Here is a 17,226-nt window from a genome sequence, read left to right as displayed (position 1 = left end):
CTTACTTGTTCTAATAAATTGAGTGGTTCTTACTTTATGCAAAGCGATTATCAACTGATTTGGTTTCGCCAAGATCTCAGAATTCATGATCATGCTGCCCTTTGGCATGCTACACAAACAGGCCCTACGATTGCTCTGGTGATCTTGTCACCTGAACAATGGCAACTGCATGATGATGCCCCGATTAAAATTGAGTTTTACTTACGCCAATTACAACACCTTAAACAAGAGCTTACTGCGTTAAATATTCCACTCATCACTGTGACAGTGCCGCTTTGGAAAGATATAGCACTGTTCTTTTCGGATTTAATTGAACTTGTTCCAATTCAACATGTATATGCCAATATTGAGCTCGGTGTAAATGAGTTAAAACGTGATCATGATATTCAAACTTTATTAAATCAGCATAAAAAAGACCTTATTCTACTCAATGATCGTACGCTTTTCCCTGTTGCCTCGATTCGCAATCAATCCAATTTACCTTATCAAGTCTTTGGTGCATTCAAGAAAACCTGCTATCAACGTTTACAGCATGCTTTACCCCAATGTTATCCGTCACCTGAGACTCAACCCCCAATTAGCTGTGATTTTTCATCAAGCATACAAACCGATATTGATGCCTTACAGCAACACTACGCGACAAAACTTCCTCAGTCATGCATAGCGACTTGGAAAATCGGTGAAGCATACGCACTGCATTTACTCGACCAATTTATGGATGAGAAAGTAATCAACTATAAAAATGAACGCGATTTGCCTGCCCAAGCAGGAACCAGTCAACTCTCGGCTTATATGAATATTGGTATCATCTCAATCCGTCAATGTATCCAAGCCTTATTTCGCCAACAACAAGGTGATTTTATTATCCAATCAGAAGGTCAACAAACATGGCTAGATGAGTTGTTATGGCGCGAGTTTTATCAACATATTCTGTTTGATTTCCCCAAAGTTTCAAAACATTTGCCGTTTAAATCCTCCACCCAAAATATTGGCTGGCGTGATGATCCAATTGGACTTGAAAAATGGCAACAAGGACAAACAGGCATTCCAATTGTTGATGCAGGTATGCGTCAATTACTCGCCACAGGTTGGATGCACAATCGAGTCCGCATGATCTGTGCCATGTTCTTAAGCAAGAATCTGCTGATTGATTGGCGTAAGGGCGAACAATGGTTTATGCAACATCTGATTGATGGAGATTTGGCTGCCAATAATGGTGGATGGCAATGGTGTGCATCAACAGGTACCGATGCTGCACCTTATTTCCGTATCTTCAATCCAGTCAATCAATCGCAAAAATTTGATCCACAAGGAGATTATATTCGCACGTGGCTGCCTGAACTTGCTGATTTAGATGACAAATCAATCCATGAACCTTATGCTAAAAATGCAGTCAAAAGCTTAAATTATCCAGCGCCGATCGTGGATCTAAAAAGCAGTCGTGTTCGTGCAATCGAAACATTCAAAGCATATCTGCATGAGGAGACGGAAATGTCAACAAACCCTAATAACAGAAAAACTATCGTAATCACCAAAAATTAATGATAATTTGATCACAAAACATGCTGAATAAAACTAAAATTACTATGCAGAAGAATCCCGCCCCAGCACTGCTCTTATGGATTATCTCCGCTCAAGTTTTTATGGGTATAGTCGCTTACGAGTGGTTGCCAGCAAGTTATCGTGGCAGTTGGATCTTCCTTCTGATCCTTGTTATCGCGGGCGCATACTTAACTGTTGGAAAAGCGCTAATATTGGGCTTGATCATGTTTATTTCGATTGCGGTCTATTTCTTTTTAGATCTGGCTAATCAAACCTATATTGAACGTCAACTTTTACTCTTATTTGTAGCACCGATCGCCCCCATTTTTTTAAGTGCCATCCGTCATAATATTAAAAATGCATTGGCAAGCTATCGTGCGATCCAAAGTTATGACCGAAATTATCAACATGATATTTTACCACTCACTGCACTGAAGCACTTTCAAGATCAGCTTAAAAAGTTATTGCAACTCACCCATAAAGACCACTATGAAGTGATCAGTATCAAGATTAGCAATACCATACTGATTCGAGAAATGTTGGGTGAAGACATCTGGAAAGAAACTCAAAATAAGATCATGGCGATATTATCGACCGAACGAGACGGTGTGATTTATCATTTTATTAATGAAGAACTCAGCGAAATCAAAAGTATTGTTATCCATGATGAAAATAGCATAGATGAACATCATCCCCATCCACTTTTTATTCAACAATTACAAGAACTCACCGTCTTAAAACTTAAAATTGAACAGCACACTGAGTATCTCTCCCAATCTCAACAAATCAAAGAGGTGCCCTGATGTCCGTACTTCTTAATATTTGTGGCTTGCTGATTGCAACCGAACATGTTCCAGACACAACCTTACAACAGTTTTATCAGCAGTATTACCACTGCGCCATTCAACCAGCAAAAACTAAATTAAATTCTCAACTTGAAGCTCCTGAAGCGGTTAGACAACTATTTGCTCTCCCAGAAACGTGGTGGCCAGTCTTTACCGCTGATCAATTACAGTCTGAAAGTTTCAAACGATTAATTGATAAAGGTGTCAAACCAGGAGTCATTTTGCCAGATGATTATTTTAGTATCATTGAATATTATAAAATTAAAAAAGCAGTCAATGAAGGTGCTATTCCGATTGCACTCTTTCAAATGCGGCATCCAAAATATTTTGCATCAAAAGCAACATTTTCAACTGCACTCGGACTCAGACCTTTAGCAGCACTGATCGAAACAGGTTGGGATGAAAACCTGATTGCTCAACCTGCAGGTAATTATATTATTCAATCAGACGATCCCAATAAATTGTCTATTCCTGCACGTAAAATTCAGCACCATCAACATTTTTTTTATCAAGCCACGACCAACACATCACAAACCACTGGCTATCAAATTCTTATTAACCCGCCGGCAGACATGCCTATAACCAATATCGAATATCCTCAGCTAGGCATATCATGGAACTTTAATAAGATTAAATATATCAGTACACCCGCAGGTGTTGAAACCAACATCTTCGGCTATTTCATGATTGCGTTAAGTACCGTCGTAATTCCACTGGACTATTTATTGTCACTCCACTTTCCTAGCCTACTCAGTAGCTTTGGAAGTTCGATCTCATGGGCTTCGGTGTTGCTAGGTGGCACACTACTGCTCATTTTGAGCATTGCCATGATTCGAAGGAGGAGAATACATGCCCGCAATTGATATTCTGTTCTTATTCGGCTTTCTTGGGATCTGGATTCCACAGGCGTTTTGGGCATGGTTGAGTTACCAAGCGTGGAAATACTCAAAAAATGCAGCCAAAGAGCTAGAAAACTTACCCATTCCAGCCGAATGGCCGATGTTGAGTGTGCTTATTCCAGCTTATAACGAAGGTGTGGTGATTGAAGACACCCTACATGCCATTGCGCAGCAAGACTATCCCGCACATGCTTATGAAGTTTTATTGATCAATGATGGCTCTAAAGACGATACGCTTGAAATTGCTGAACGTATGGCAGCCATTTATCCCTGTATTAAGATTGTCAATGTACCAAAAGGTATGGGTGGAAAAGGCAAATCTCGAACACTGAACAATGGTTTACCCCATGCCAAAGGTGAACTTATCATTGTTTATGATGCAGACAGTACGCCTGAACCAGACTGTGTACGCCTACTCGCCCAAACTTTACTTGCTGATAAAAAACTGGTTGCGGTAAATGGCAAAGTACGTACCCGTAATTGGCGCGATAGTATTTTAACTCGCTTTATAGCGATTGAATTTATTTTCTTTCAATGGATCTTCCAAGGAGGTCGTTGGCAACGCTTTGAACTTTCAACCCTAATGGGAACCAACTATGTAATTTGGCGTGATGCCTTAGAAACCCTTGGTGGTTTTGATGAAAAATCATTGGTTGATGATACGGAAATGAGTTTCCGAATCTTTCTCGGTCAAAGACGAATTAAATGGGTACCCTATGCTGTAGGTTGGCAACAAGATCCACCTTCTTTGAGCGTTTTCATCAAACAACGATCACGCTGGACTCAAGGCAACTTCTATGTCACCAGTAAATATTTACCAATCGCTTTAAGAAAGCCCTTTCCGATTGGCATCGAAATTTTTAACAACATCATGTGCTATGTGTTATTCGTTCCCGCACTAATTTGGAGTCACATCACCTTGACCTTAGGCTTACTCGGTATTGCAGGTATTACTTTACCTGGACCCTTTACCTTGTTATGGGCGTTATCGTTTTGCTTGTATGTGGCACAGATGTGGTTCACCTTATCTTTAGAACGAGCAAAACCTCAACTATATTTCTTCGCAGTTTTATCTTACGTGACCTATTCACAAATATTCTTATTTATCGTATTTAAAGCGGCTTATGACATGCTGAAAAATAAGATACAAGGAAATTCACTACAGTGGTATAAAACTGAACGTAGCAAGGAGAGAAAATAAAATGAAAAAAAACCGATTAAATCATCCCATTTTCAAAACATTATTAGCAAGTGCAGCCCTCTCTTTGCCTGTATTTACTTTTGCAGATACATTGAATACGTGGACATTTGACAATATTAACACGTCCAACAAATACACCATTGAGCCACATTTCTTTTATGTCGGTAAGGGTTCTGAATGGCAAAGTATTCGTTTTAGCAGTGACTATTCAACAGAACACTACACCACTTTATTGGTGAAATATGATGATAAGCTCATATATAACACTCAGCTCAACGGATCAGGCGAAATCAGCTTTGATATCCCCGCAGCCCCAAGTGGCTTTCATCGTTTAGATTTTATTATACAACAGTACTCTCCCCGCACATCCCCAGCAGCAGATCGAACCACCTTTTGTAGTGAGGATGTAGATCAAGTCACCTATTTAAGCAACTCAAAAATTGATTACACTCGACATCGCCCACTTTATCATTTGAAAGAATTACCTGATGCACTATTTAATCCACAAGTGGTGCGTCCAACGCCGTTTATCGGTGTGCTCAAATACAATCCAGCCAATCTAAACGAAGCTTCAATGCTCGGGCGTTTAATGAGCGCATGGGGTTCTGTTACACCAGTTAAATGGTATGAGCAAAACCCACCCGAGGGTGAAAATGCAGATTTTTTGATTGAGATTTCTAAATCAGCAACGCCATTGCCAAATGGCACCTTAGTACAACTCAGTGCTCAAAATGACGTTCCTATTTTAAGTATCCAATATGATCAAGCTAAAAAGTTAGAGTCCGCAATTAATGGATTATTAAATCCTCACTATTTGCAACAACTGAATACTTCATCCACCTTTCTAACTGATAAACTTGCTGCTCCAACTTGGGCCAAAATTAAACAAATTAAAACACTGGCTGATCTTGGTATTAGTGATTTTCGTTTAAATCAAGCTGAAAAAAATCTTTTCCTTACTTTCCCTGCTGTTTGGCAACCCACTGATATTTTACAAGGTCAGATTGCGCTTCGGGTTCAAAGTGGTTTATTAGAAGGTTCAAATATTACCACGTGGATCGATGGTGGACTGGCTGGAAGTCTAAAAACGGCTGACTTAGATTCAGACCCAGTCAATCGACAATTTAACTATTTTGCAAAAACAATTTCGAATAACACAACCTTTAGTATGAAGTTGGAAAACTCTGTGATCGTCAATTCACAATGTTTACCGACAGCAAAAGGTTCTTTATGGATTGATACAAAGAAATCGACGGTTAAATTACCGCATAAACTGAAAAATGGGGTTGCATCACTATCCATGACCTTCGCAACACACCCGACAATTGCGATTGATGGTCAGTCCGGGAGTTTGGAAATCGCAATGATCGTGAGCCAAGTCGCCAAAAAAATGCTGATGACCAATGATCCAGTTCCATTAAATTTTGTTAAATTCGACCCTGCGAAACCAGAACTGATTAATGTCCACGTCAACCCGAATATCTATCGCCAACAAATCTTAATGCATAAAGATATGGTTTATCTTCCTGCCGCAACGCATGGATTTTTAGTCAGTGTCACTGATCAACGCTTTGATATTCTCACTGACTCAATCAGTGGTGCTCAGAATTTCACTCAACTATGGGAGAAAATTCAACAAGATATTCCAAACAATGCCAGTAAAATATTGGTGACTGAAAATGGGCAAGTGTTTACCTTACAGAAAATTATTGTAGGAAATCAGAAAGTACCTCTGGTTCAACAATCCTCTTTCTTTATTTTGGTTTCTATTATCTCTGCTATTATGATTCTTATCATCTTGCTCTGGTACTGGCGAAAAAAACCAAATGCTAAAAATAAGAGTGAATAATTTAAAACGTATCATTGCTTTAACTATATCAGTCCTCACACTTTTGGGAGGTTGCATGCATCTGATTCAATCAGAAGCGCAACCTCCACACATTGAAGGAATGTTTTGGCAGCCCGATTTAAAAACAACGCCCCCTACAGGAAATTGGGATCTATTGGGTGTATCAACTTTTGTTCCCCAATGGTCTGTTGTACAAACCAAATCTTGGTTCGATCATGATATCGGTTTCACCAAATGGGAAAAAAACATCAATCTTAAACAGCTCAATCAAAATCCATGGGCAGAAAATATTATATTGGGCTTGGCTGGCGAATATGACGAAAAACAAGCTCGCTCTAAAGTGGTTCAACTTGCAGCAAACTCTCAACAAATTATTGATAAAACCCAATCCGTCCCATTGAAAGGATATTACTTTCCAGTCGAAGCTGATCCAACTTGGCTCGGTGTAGGGATTTTAGGACAAGCTTTGAGCACCCTCCCCAAACCACTTTGGGTCAGCATCTATAGTGCTGAAGCTATGCCAGAACACTTTGATGTATGGCTGAAAAGTTGGTTGCCCGAACAAACTCACGTATTCTTTCAAGACGGCGTTGGTGTGGGCACGCGCTCACCCCAACAAGCGAGAATAATCCTAGATGGCTTACAACAAGAATTCGGACAAGAAAAAGTAATTATTGTTTTAGAAGCCTTTCGCGCCACCCAAAACGGAAAGTTTCGTTCAGCCTATCCTTGGGAAATCATTGAACAACTGAAAGCTTACGAAGGGCAAAAAGTTTATATCTTTGATGGCCCACATTATATGAACCGTATGACCGTCTATGTGGTGGCATGGTGGTATAAACTCAAATACGGTTCAAGTGCTAAAGCGAAAACATCTCATTAGCCCTGAGCAATTTGATCCAAAATTCGTTGTGATGCTTTACCATCCCCAAACGGATTCGGCACATTTGCCATACGTGCATAATGTGCCTGATCTGAAAGTAATTTTTCAGCTTCTGCGATGATTTTCGCTTGATCTGTGCCAACTAAAATCCCCGCACCCACTTGGACCACCTCAGGGCGCTCTGTGGTTTCTCGCAAAATAAGCACTGGCTTGTTAAACGAAGGGCTTTCTTCTTGTAAGCCACCTGAATCTGTCAAAATAAACGCGGCACGATCAATCACCGCAAGTAGACTTGGATAGTCTAATGGTTTGACGAGATGAACCTGTGCATGATGAGAAAATTTACCATGGACTACATCATGTACTGCTGGGTTTAAATGCACTGGCCAAACAAAATGAACATCAGGGTAATGTTGCGCTAAATATTCAACCGCATGACAAATATTTTCAATGCCTTCGCCAAAATTTTCCCGACGATGCGCTGTGATCAATACAATCCGCGCATTTTCTGGAAAGACCAAACCGTGCTGCTGTAAATGATCTTGTTGCGTGACTTGTTGATGAATCAACGCACGCCCCAGATAAACTGCATCAACAACGGTATTGCCTGTTACGGTAATGCACTCTGCTAAAATATGTTCCTGTAACAGGTTTTGTTTGGACTGTTCCGTTGGCGCGAAATGCCATCTAGTGATTCTAGAGACCAATTGGCGATTTCCCTCCTCAGGAAATGGATGATCTAAATCATAAGAACGCAAACCGGCTTCCACATGCGCCACAGGTATTTTCATAGAAAATGCGACCAATCCAGCCGATAAAACTGTAGTGGTATCGCCTTGAATCACAATTGCATCACGATGTTTCCCGTCATTAAAAATCCCTTCTAATTGACTCAAACCTTGAATCAACAATTGGTTTAAACTTTGTCCTGCATTCATCATTTTTAATCGGTGATCTATTTTAATTTGAAAGAACTCAATCGCATCACGTACCAATTCATCATGCTGCCCCGTAAAAATCACTTCGACTTGAAAACGCTCATCTTGTTGAGCCAGCAAAATGACGGGGGCAAGTTTGATCAGTTCAGGACGAGTACCAAATACAATCGAAATCAGTTTTTTCATGATTAGAAATCCTTATAAAATACAAGTTCGGTACGTGTGTTGTTATAGCGATCTTGACCATTGGCTAAGGCATCCTTGAGATAATGCCCATACAGCCGTTCTACTCGTAATTTTACTGGCACATAATTGAAAGGCTGCCAAGCCACTCCTGCGCCATATTCAAATAAATTATTATAATTTTCACCTTTAGAGTCAGCTAATGCATGTAGTTTGGCATAAGCTTGTACTGTCCCCGTGTCACCTCGGTAGACATTAAAGCCTGAGCGTAATCTTAAATCTGCGATCACGTTATAGTCCTCACGCGAGTAACTTGCCACATTGCCATACAGATCGGTAAAATAATCATTCCAAATCGTGCGATTTTCCGCACTTGGATTTGCGTACCATTCCTGATACCCCGTTAAACCACCCACCACACTTTCGCGAAACCTATCCCGATTGCGGTCAATCAAATCATAACTACCGCCAACCTCTAAATAAGCTCGAATCGGTAAAGATAACCACGGCTGGTAATTCGCCCCCACACCGACAGTCGCTGCATTTTCATCAATGATTTCTGGACGGACACCACCTTTAGATTTTGTGTCACGGTTAAGATTCACAAAACCATAGACTTGTGCACGACCATTATCCAAGTTACGCCCATAGCGCATTTTTAGAGGAAAAATGAAGTCGTCATAGCGCGACTCATAAGATGGTGCAAAATAAATATCTTTGAATACGGGTTTGACTGCCCCACCACTTAAGTTTTGCACCGCTTGTTGTGCTTTGGTCGCGATATCGGCATCACTGGATGTGGTTAAACTTTTGAACATCGACAACGCTTCTTTATTATTTTTTTGTTGATTGAGTAAATAAGCCTGTTGTAATTTGAGTTGGTCATCTTGCGGTGCAAGCTGTGATGCTTGACGTACACTTTGCAAAGCTTCATGTGGCTTATTCAAACGAATTTGTAAATAGGTCAGACTTTTCCACACTTTGATATCCTGTGGCGTCAGTTGTGCAAGCTCCAATAAGATTTTTTCTGCTTGTTCAGGCTGGCTTTGTTCAATTTTATAAAAACTGTCCCAACGGTCATAGATTGGATTGCCCGGCTTATAAGCAGCATCGCCCTCTTTGACAAAATCAGACTCGGCACTCATCACCTGCTGTATCGGGAATAAAAGACCCAACATAAACAAGGTATGACTCAGCTTATTTTTTGATTTTTTCATTGCAGATCTCAACTCAGAATACCGATATAAAATGTTAGGAAAGGTCAATTCAACTCAATTTATAATGTTATGTTATTCACATATTATAACTAAATCATCGTTATCGAATGGTTAAAATAAGTTATTTTATAAGCAAGTTAAGTTGATGAATCATTGATAAAAATCAATATCTATAACTCAAAAATGGGCTGATGCTCTGTTTTTTTGTATTCAAAATTAAATGAAACCTAAATAGAGAACATTATGACTTTTTCACACCATGCTGAACCTCATGTGATACAACGTTCTGGCTGGCTTCGTGCGGCAGTACTTGGTGCAAATGATGGGATTATTTCTGTCACCAGTTTAGTCATGGGCATGGCTGCCAGTGGCGCGCATTCTCAGACGCTCTTAGTTACATGTATCGCTGGACTGATTGCGGGTGCAACCTCAATGGCGGCTGGTGAATATGTGTCAGTAAAATCTCAAGAAGACATTGAAAAAGCGGATTTAAAATTTGAAGCAAAGGAATTAAAAAAGAATCCTCAAGCCGAATTGAATGAGTTAACACAAATATATATATCGCGAGGATTAGAACCTGAACTGGCGCACCAAGTCGCAACACAACTGACTGCACATGATGCCTTAGGTGCACATGCCAGAGATGAAATAGGCATCCATGAAAATACCGCAGCCAATCCGATTCAAGCCGCACTCTCATCTGCTGTGGCTTTTTCTTGCGGTGCTGCCCTTCCAATGTTCGCCATTTTACTCAGTGCCGAAGCTTATATTTCGCAGACGGTGATGCTCACGGGGATTTTATCTCTCGCATTATTGGGTGCAATGTCAGGATACATTGCCAACACCTCTATGCTAAAAAGCAGCTTACGCATTACGCTGTGGGGTATTCTCGCCATGTTATTTTCTAGCTGGGTCGGTTCACTATTCAATGTTCAAGCACTTTAACAATGTTTGCTTTTCCAAAATTCGAGTTGGTGTATAACAATTAATTTACGGCGGAATAAAGCTTTTTCTATCGTTTGGTTGTATGATCAGAGATAGCTGAAGGATCTATAGTTCGTGTGAATATTCCACTAAATTTGATCCTCGCAGTTCAGAACTGACCAATGTAGAGAAGTGTTTTGATACATCGACTTGGGATATTGTTTGCATTTGCAACAATTGCATTACAGATTGCTGTTTTTCTACAGCCACTTTTGCCAGAGAAATATCAAATTTCTCCTGCATGTGAGACTGTGTTGCATTTGTCATCCCAATTTAGACCTCAACAGGATCTGCATGCGCACCACTCACATGCTGAGCATAATCATCATAGCGTTGCCGCAGATCAGGTCATTTCAAACTCAGTCACTCACGTACATCAACATGATTTTAATCATCAATGCCCATTCTGTTTTTTCTACGGGCAATTGGTCGTTCCTCCAACATTAGGTATTCAAGAAGTCTTGGTTCGCTTACAGGTGCGGTATTTGCACCTACAGCAAGTGTTCATCAGCTTCTTCTTTTCTTTACAACGCCTATTTCTTATTCCTCAAGGTCGTGCCCCACCGCTTGCTTTTTCAGTGATTTAGTTTGTCAAAAATTATTTATTGAGAAAGTGAGTTATATATGCTTTATCGAATTTCTTTTGCTGCCGTGCAGCGAAAGCCAGCGATATACATCGCTAAAAAAATACAGTGTTTAGATGATATTCAACAGACTCCCTCTGAACTGGAGAATTCGCTATGGACTTAGGTTTAACTGCATTAGAACTGGCACGTATCCAGTTCGCCTTTACTGTTTCCTTTCATATTATTTTTCCTGCTACCTCTATTGGACTGGCTTGTTTTCTTGCAGTGTTAGAGTGGAAATGGCTAAAAAGCCACGATCCGATTTACAAAGATTTATATAAATATTGGCTTAAAATCTTCGCCGTCACTTTTGGTATGGGCGTGGTTTCAGGTGTGGTGATGAGCTATCAGTTCGGCACCAACTGGAGTGAGTTTTCCCGTATTTCAGGAAGTATCACAGGGCCATTACTGACCTATGAAGTGCTTTCGGCTTTTTTCCTCGAAGCTGGATTCCTCGGGATCATGTTATTTGGCTGGGGGCGAGTCAGTGAAAAAGCGCATTTCTTTGCGACGCTGATGGTAGCTATCGGTACATGTATCTCGATGTTCTGGATATTGTCCTCCAATAGCTGGATGCAAACACCGCAAGGCTTTGCGATTGAAAATGGCATCATCGTTCCTACAGATTGGTTCGCGATCGTTTTTAACCCATCCTTTCCATATCGTTTTGCACACATGGCAGTGGCTGCATTTCTTGTTTCTGCCTTGGTTGTGGCGGCTACGGCTGCTTGGCACTTACTTCGTGGTCGCCGTGATGCATTGGTCAAAAAATCATTTTCAATGGCGATGTGGATGATCTTATTTGCTGCACCAGCACAAGTGGTGATTGGTGATCATCACGGTTTAAATACTTTAAAATATCAACCGGCAAAACTCGCTGCGATGGAAGGACATTGGGAAACCAATGTCAATGAACCTATGCCACTTTACCTTTTTGGTATCCCTGATATGCAAGCAGAGACCACCAAATATGCGGTGGGTATCCCCTATTTGGGTAGCTTGATTCTCACACATAGTCTCGATGGTGAAGTCAAAGGTTTAAAAGAGTTTGCACCTGAAGATCGACCAAACTCAACCTTGGTGTTTTGGAGTTTCCGTATCATGGTGGGCCTCGGCACACTGATGGTTTTATTGGCGATTGTCGGGTTAATTCTACGCAGAAAAGATCAGATTTATGAAAAGAAATGGTTTCATAAATTCGCTCTGATCATGGGACCAACAGGCTACATCGCTTTATTGGCAGGCTGGTTTACCACTGAATTGGGGCGTCAACCTTGGGTGGTTTATGGTGTTTTACGGACTAAAGATGCCTTATCCAGTGTTTCTGCCGAACAAGTTGGACTCACGCTGATTATCTTTGTGGTGGTCTATACCATCGTATTTGGTACAGGTATTTACTACATCCTCAAACTGATACACAAAGGTCCTCAGTTTATCGATACACCAATACCAGAGACTGGAGGCGTTGGACATTTTAAAACCCCAATGCGTCCTTTAAGTGCTGTTGATGACAGCCTTGAAAACAAAGATCAAGGCAAAGGAGAATAACATGCTGGATATTTCTCTCATTTGGGCAATGATTATTGCCTTTGGTGTATTGATCTATGTGGTGCTCGATGGTTTTGATCTCGGTATCGGCATTTTGTTCCCTTTTATAAAAGGAAAACAAGAACGAGATGTAATGATGAATACCGTTGCGCCTGTTTGGGATGGCAATGAAACATGGATGGTATTAGGCGGTGCTGGATTGTTCGCAGCGTTTCCAATCGTGTACGCCACGGTTTTATCCGCACTATATATGCCAATTACCTTAATGGTGATTGCCTTAATCTTTAGAGGTGTTGCATTTGAGTTTCGTTTCAAAGCCAATCGTTCTAAAGCACTTTGGGACATGGCATTTATCTGGGGTTCAACACTGGCGAGCTTCTTCCAAGGTGTCATTTTAGGTGCCTACATTCAGGGCTTAAAAACAGAGAATGGTATATACGTCGGTGGCGGTTTAGATTGGCTGACTCCTTTTGCACTATTTACTGGTTTCGGTGTAGTCGTGATGTATGCGGCTTTGGGTTGTGGCTGGCTCATCCTGAAAACCGATCAGGAATTGCAAAACAAAATGTACAACCTGATGCCAAAACTGATCTTCACCCTATTGGCTATTTTCGCTGTCGTCAGTTTGTATACCCCTTATAGTCAGCCTGCAATCGCTGAAAAATGGTTTGCCTTACCGCAACTACTATATTTTAGCCCTGTGCCAATTTTAGTGATCACATTTACATTTTTAACATGGCGTGCCTGTGTAAAACGAAGTGAATACAAACCTTTTGTTTATACCCTCATGCTGATGTTTCTTGCGTATTCAGGCTTTGTCATCAGTCTTTGGCCTTACATCATCCCGCCATCAGTCACGATATGGGAAGCGGCAGCGCCAAGAAATAGTCAGCTATTTTCCTTGGTCGGTGCGGCTATTATGATTCCAATTATCTTGGTCTATACCTTTTGGGGTTACTGGATTTTTAGAGACAAAGTTCGTATTGGTGACGACGGCTATCATTGAGGTGAAAGCAAATGAAAAAATCACAAATCAAATGGTTCATTGGCTTGTGGCTGGTTGGCTTTTTAGGCTTAGCGATCATCGCTGGACTCTTTAAAGGCTTATTGATGCTTGCTTACCAATAATCTCTTTTCTGGGTGTTTGACCGATCATTGGTCAAACACCTATGTACTTCTCCAGTAAGCTTTCTATTCTTTAACTAAATAACCATTATTATTTGCTATTTTTTTAAAATCTAAGCTATGTTGAGTACAAAGAAATGAGGTAAATGACATGTCAGTTTTAGAATTATTAGATATAAAACATCCCATTTTTCTTGCACCTATGGCGGGTGTTTCTACACCAACACTCGCGGCAGAAGTTTCAAATCAAGGCGCTTTCGGCGCTCTAGGTCTTGGCGCGAATACACCTGAATCAGCCAAAGCGCAAATTTTAAAAACGCAAGAACTGACGGATCGCCCGTTTCAAGTCAACTTTTTTTGTCATCAACCAGAAGCACTCGATGCTGAGATCGCCAAGCAATGGATTGAATATTTACAACCTGAATTTGCTAAATTTGATGCTGTTGCACCAACACAGTTGAAGTGCATCTATCCGAGTTTTTTAGAAAATGATGATTTCCTCAATGTTGTTTTAGAAACCAAGCCCAAAGCCGTCAGTTTTCATTTCGGGATTCCACATCCCCATCAAATCCAAGCACTCAAAAAAGCTGGAATTGTCACTATGGTTTCAGCCACTAACTTGATTGAAGCACAGGAAATCGAAGCCGCAGGCATTGATATTATTATTGCACAGGGCATCGAAGCGGGTGGGCATCGTGGTATTTTCAATCAACATATTGATGCCGCAATCAAAACCAGTGACCTTGTTCAACTACTCACCCAACATTGTACCTGCCCTGTAGTCGCAGCAGGTGGCATCATGAATGGTGATCACGCCAAAACCATGTTTAAACTGGGTGCGGCGGCTGTACAATTAGGCACAGCCTTTGTGCAATGTAAAAGTTCCAGTGCCAACGCCGCTTATCGCAAAGCATTATTTAGTCAAAAAATTACCCAAATCAGTGCCAGTTTATCGGGACGTCCTGCTCGCGGTTTACTCGGAACATGGCATACCCAAATTGATAGCCCGCATCGTCCCACTGTACCTGCATATCCATATAGCTATGATTTAGCCAAACAACTGATGGGGATCGCGAGTCAACACGATGATTTTAGCTATGGCGCTTTTTGGGCAGGAAGTAATGTGGCTCAGATTCGAGAGTTAGAAGCTGCCGATTTAGTCAATCAACTGATCGTAGAAATCACAACGCGATAAAATTCATTAAAAAAATCGACCTATACAGGTCGATTTTTTATTGCTGTCTACTTAAACAGTTCTAATAACGTTCTTTGCGCGTTATAAGGTGCTTCACCCTCTGCTGGTGCGGCACGTTGCCACGTCCCATCCGCTTGCAATAACCACGCTTGTTGATTGTCTTTGAGATAGTTCAATAAGCCTTGCTGATAAATCCGTTTTTTCAAAGCAGGTTCCTCTATTGGGAAACAAGCTTCTACACGATTAAATAAGTTGCGATCCATCCAGTCGGCACTCGAACAATAAATACGTGGATTACCATTATTGCTAAAATAATAGACACGGGTATGTTCCAAAAAGCGTCCTACGATCGAGCGCACACGAATATTTTCAGATAAATTTGGCAAACCTGGACGCAAACAGCAAATAGAACGGATAAGTAAATCAATTTGTACACCAGCCTGCGAGGCTTCATACAATTTATTAATGAGATGAACTTCAGTTAAGGCATTCACTTTAATAATAATTTGTGCAGGTTTACCCGCTTTCACATTGGCAATTTCATCATCGATAAAGTTAATCAAATGTGCATGTAAGGTAAATGGCGCGTGCAATAACTTTTTCAGTTTTGCCATTTTGCCCATACCCGTCAACTCTTGGAACACGCGATGTACATCTTCACAGAGTTCTTTATCGGTGGTCATGAGCCCATAATCGGTATAAATTCGAGCATTGCCTGCATGGTAGTTGCCTGTGCCCAAATGCACATAACGAACCAATTTGTTATTTTCTCGGCGTACCACCAAGATCATCTTGGCATGGGTTTTATAACCCACGATACCATACACCACCACAGCACCCGCTTCTTGCAACACATTGGCAACTTCGATATTGGATTCTTCATCAAAGCGCGCACGTAATTCAATAACCGCAGTCACTTCTTTGCCATTACGTGCAGCTTCTGCAAGCACCTGTACAATTTCCGAGTCTGCGCCACTGCGATACAAGGTTTGCTTAATCGCTAACACCTGTGGATCACGCGCCGCTTCACGTAATAACTGAATCACAGGCGCAAATGACTCAAACGGATGGTGTAATAAAATCTCTTGTTTTTGCATCGCTGCAAAGATGCTTTCTGACTTCTTAAATACTCTTGGCAAAATCGGCGTATGCGAGTCATAGCGCAAATGTGGGCGTTTAAAGTTTGACAATAGACGCGCTAAATTGACAGGGCCATCAACTTTATACAGTTGCTCTTCTCCCAACTCAAACTCAGCCAATAAATAATCATAGATATGCTTTGGACAATTCTGCGTAACTTCTAAACGTACCGCACGACCAAAACGACGCGAACTCAACTCACCTTTCAAGGCTTTGGCCAAGTCTTCCACATCTTCATTCAAAGCCAAGTCGGCGTTTCGTGTGACTCGAAATTGATAACATCCTGTTGCTGTCATGCCAGGGAACAAGTCGGATACATGCTCATGGATAATCGCAGAAAGCATCACATGATGTTCTTTCCCGTCGGTGAGTTCATCAGGTAAACGTACGACACGCGGTAAAGAGCGCGGTGCTGGAACAACAGCCAAATCAATTTGACGACCAAAGGCATCTTTACCTTCTAATGTCACCACAAAGTTGAGACTTTTGTTCACCAACCGTGGAAATGGATGTGCTGGATCAAGACTAATCGGTGTTAAAACAGGTGCAACTTGTTCTTGGAAATATTTTTTAATCCAAGCAGATTGTGCAGGTGTTAATTCCCCACGACGTAAGAAGCAAATATCTTCTTCACGTAACTTCGGTAAAATTTCTTCATTGAGAATACGATATTGATGTTCAATCGCAGCATGTGCCGTGATGGAGATTTGCTCCATTACTTGCTTTGGTGTTAGACCATCGGGCGTACGACTTTCATTGCCCAAGGTCAGTTGTTCCATCACGCCTGCTACACGAATTTCAAAGAACTCATCCAGATTACGTGAAAAAATGAGTAGGAAATTCATCCGTTCCAACAATGGATGAAGTGGATCAACGGCCTGTTCAAGCACACGTAAATGGAAATCAAGAATAGAGAGTTCTCGATTAATATAACGATCGTTGTAACTATATTCTATTGGCGCTGTTGTCGTCACTGCAGTATTCATACCGAACCTTGTGCATTATCATTCATCAAGTGATAATTTAAGTATGCTGCAAAAATATGTCAATT

At 41.0% G+C, this 17,226-nt stretch carries 14 protein-coding genes; 11 read left to right on the top strand and 3 right to left on the bottom strand.

Features of this window, described 5'->3' with window-relative positions; translation table 11 throughout:
- Positions 1–36: 36 nt before the first annotated feature.
- Genes J2Y37_RS10085 through J2Y37_RS10060 form a run of 6 tightly spaced genes read left to right on the top strand, consistent with a single transcriptional unit; the run spans position 37 to position 7,219 of the window.
- Positions 37–1,542, top strand: a complete 1,506-nt coding sequence (locus tag J2Y37_RS10085; RefSeq protein WP_349032720.1) for a deoxyribodipyrimidine photo-lyase — start codon at positions 37–39, stop codon at positions 1,540–1,542.
- A gap of 20 nt (positions 1,543–1,562) precedes the next feature.
- Positions 1,563–2,345 (top strand): hypothetical protein, encoded by a 783-nt coding sequence (locus tag J2Y37_RS10080; protein WP_349032719.1) that lies wholly within the window; start codon positions 1,563–1,565, stop codon positions 2,343–2,345.
- Positions 2,345–3,250 (top strand): hypothetical protein, encoded by a 906-nt coding sequence (locus tag J2Y37_RS10075; RefSeq protein ID WP_349032718.1) that lies wholly within the window; start codon positions 2,345–2,347, stop codon positions 3,248–3,250. The genes J2Y37_RS10080 and J2Y37_RS10075 overlap by 1 nt, the downstream gene beginning before the upstream one ends.
- The gene (locus J2Y37_RS10070; RefSeq protein WP_241322754.1) at positions 3,237–4,487 is read left to right on the top strand and encodes a glycosyltransferase; all 1,251 of its coding nucleotides are present in this window, start codon (positions 3,237–3,239) and stop codon (positions 4,485–4,487) included. Before J2Y37_RS10075 ends, J2Y37_RS10070 begins: the two co-directional genes overlap by 14 nt.
- Position 4,488: 1 nt before the next feature.
- On the top strand, positions 4,489–6,336 hold the full coding sequence (locus tag J2Y37_RS10065; protein WP_349032717.1) for a hypothetical protein: 1,848 nt from the start codon (positions 4,489–4,491) through the stop codon (positions 6,334–6,336).
- Between the two features lie 55 nt (positions 6,337–6,391).
- Complete coding sequence (locus tag J2Y37_RS10060; RefSeq protein WP_349032716.1) at positions 6,392–7,219, top strand: hypothetical protein; 828 nt, start codon at positions 6,392–6,394, stop codon at positions 7,217–7,219.
- Here the strand turns inward: J2Y37_RS10060 and wecB are convergent.
- Together wecB and J2Y37_RS10050 are read right to left on the bottom strand one after the other, a co-directional pair.
- Complete coding sequence (gene wecB / locus J2Y37_RS10055; RefSeq protein WP_349032715.1) at positions 7,216–8,343, bottom strand: UDP-N-acetylglucosamine 2-epimerase (non-hydrolyzing); 1,128 nt, start codon at positions 8,341–8,343, stop codon at positions 7,216–7,218. The genes J2Y37_RS10060 and wecB overlap by 4 nt on opposite strands.
- A 2-nt stretch (positions 8,344–8,345) precedes the next feature.
- Positions 8,346–9,557 carry a hypothetical protein gene (locus J2Y37_RS10050; protein ID WP_349032714.1) on the bottom strand — a complete coding sequence of 404 codons (1,212 nt, stop codon included), beginning with the start codon at positions 9,555–9,557 and terminating at the stop codon, positions 8,346–8,348.
- 243 nt (positions 9,558–9,800) lie between these two features.
- Between J2Y37_RS10050 and J2Y37_RS10045 the strand changes: the two genes are divergently transcribed.
- The 5 genes from J2Y37_RS10045 (at position 9,801) to J2Y37_RS10025 (ending at position 15,035) form a co-directional block, all read left to right on the top strand.
- Complete coding sequence (locus J2Y37_RS10045) at positions 9,801–10,502, top strand: VIT family protein (protein WP_349032713.1); 702 nt, start codon at positions 9,801–9,803, stop codon at positions 10,500–10,502.
- 176 nt (positions 10,503–10,678) lie between these two features.
- Positions 10,679–11,128 (top strand): DUF2946 family protein, encoded by a 450-nt coding sequence (locus J2Y37_RS10040; protein ID WP_349032712.1) that lies wholly within the window; start codon positions 10,679–10,681, stop codon positions 11,126–11,128.
- A gap of 153 nt (positions 11,129–11,281) precedes the next feature.
- Positions 11,282–12,715, top strand: a complete 1,434-nt coding sequence (locus J2Y37_RS10035) for a cytochrome ubiquinol oxidase subunit I (RefSeq protein ID WP_241322761.1) — start codon at positions 11,282–11,284, stop codon at positions 12,713–12,715.
- 1 nt (position 12,716) lies between these two features.
- Entirely contained in the window at positions 12,717–13,721 is a 1,005-nt protein-coding gene (gene cydB, locus J2Y37_RS10030; RefSeq protein WP_349032711.1) for a cytochrome d ubiquinol oxidase subunit II, read from the top strand.
- Positions 13,722–13,991: 270 nt separating this feature from the next.
- A complete protein-coding gene (locus J2Y37_RS10025) occupies positions 13,992–15,035 on the top strand; it encodes a nitronate monooxygenase (RefSeq protein ID WP_349032710.1) in 1,044 nt (347 codons plus the stop codon).
- A 47-nt stretch (positions 15,036–15,082) separates the two neighbouring features.
- Here J2Y37_RS10025 and ppk1 read toward each other — a convergent pair whose 3' ends face one another.
- Positions 15,083–17,161 carry a polyphosphate kinase 1 gene (ppk1, locus tag J2Y37_RS10020; protein WP_005197858.1) on the bottom strand — a complete coding sequence of 693 codons (2,079 nt, stop codon included), beginning with the start codon at positions 17,159–17,161 and terminating at the stop codon, positions 15,083–15,085.
- Positions 17,162–17,226: the final 65 nt, after the last annotated feature.

The organism is Acinetobacter sp. 3657 (assembly GCF_031456775.1).
Classification (GTDB): Bacteria; Pseudomonadota; Gammaproteobacteria; order Pseudomonadales; family Moraxellaceae; genus Acinetobacter.
This window is presented reverse-complemented; position numbering and strand designations above follow the sequence as displayed.

Coding starts and splice junctions, on each gene's coding strand:
- J2Y37_RS10085 (WP_349032720.1), top strand. CDS start 37: ATGCAAAGCGATTATCAACTGATTTGGTTTCGCCAAGATCTCAGAATT.
- J2Y37_RS10080 (WP_349032719.1), top strand. CDS start 1,563: ATGCTGAATAAAACTAAAATTACTATGCAGAAGAATCCCGCCCCAGCA.
- J2Y37_RS10075 (WP_349032718.1), top strand. CDS start 2,345: ATGTCCGTACTTCTTAATATTTGTGGCTTGCTGATTGCAACCGAACAT.
- J2Y37_RS10070 (WP_241322754.1), top strand. CDS start 3,237: ATGCCCGCAATTGATATTCTGTTCTTATTCGGCTTTCTTGGGATCTGG.
- J2Y37_RS10065 (WP_349032717.1), top strand. CDS start 4,489: ATGAAAAAAAACCGATTAAATCATCCCATTTTCAAAACATTATTAGCA.
- J2Y37_RS10060 (WP_349032716.1), top strand. CDS start 6,392: ATGCATCTGATTCAATCAGAAGCGCAACCTCCACACATTGAAGGAATG.
- wecB (WP_349032715.1), bottom strand. CDS start 8,343: ATGAAAAAACTGATTTCGATTGTATTTGGTACTCGTCCTGAACTGATC.
- J2Y37_RS10050 (WP_349032714.1), bottom strand. CDS start 9,557: ATGAAAAAATCAAAAAATAAGCTGAGTCATACCTTGTTTATGTTGGGT.
- J2Y37_RS10045 (WP_349032713.1), top strand. CDS start 9,801: ATGACTTTTTCACACCATGCTGAACCTCATGTGATACAACGTTCTGGC.
- J2Y37_RS10035 (WP_241322761.1), top strand. CDS start 11,282: ATGGACTTAGGTTTAACTGCATTAGAACTGGCACGTATCCAGTTCGCC.
- cydB (WP_349032711.1), top strand. CDS start 12,717: ATGCTGGATATTTCTCTCATTTGGGCAATGATTATTGCCTTTGGTGTA.
- J2Y37_RS10025 (WP_349032710.1), top strand. CDS start 13,992: ATGTCAGTTTTAGAATTATTAGATATAAAACATCCCATTTTTCTTGCA.
- ppk1 (WP_005197858.1), bottom strand. CDS start 17,161: ATGAATACTGCAGTGACGACAACAGCGCCAATAGAATATAGTTACAAC.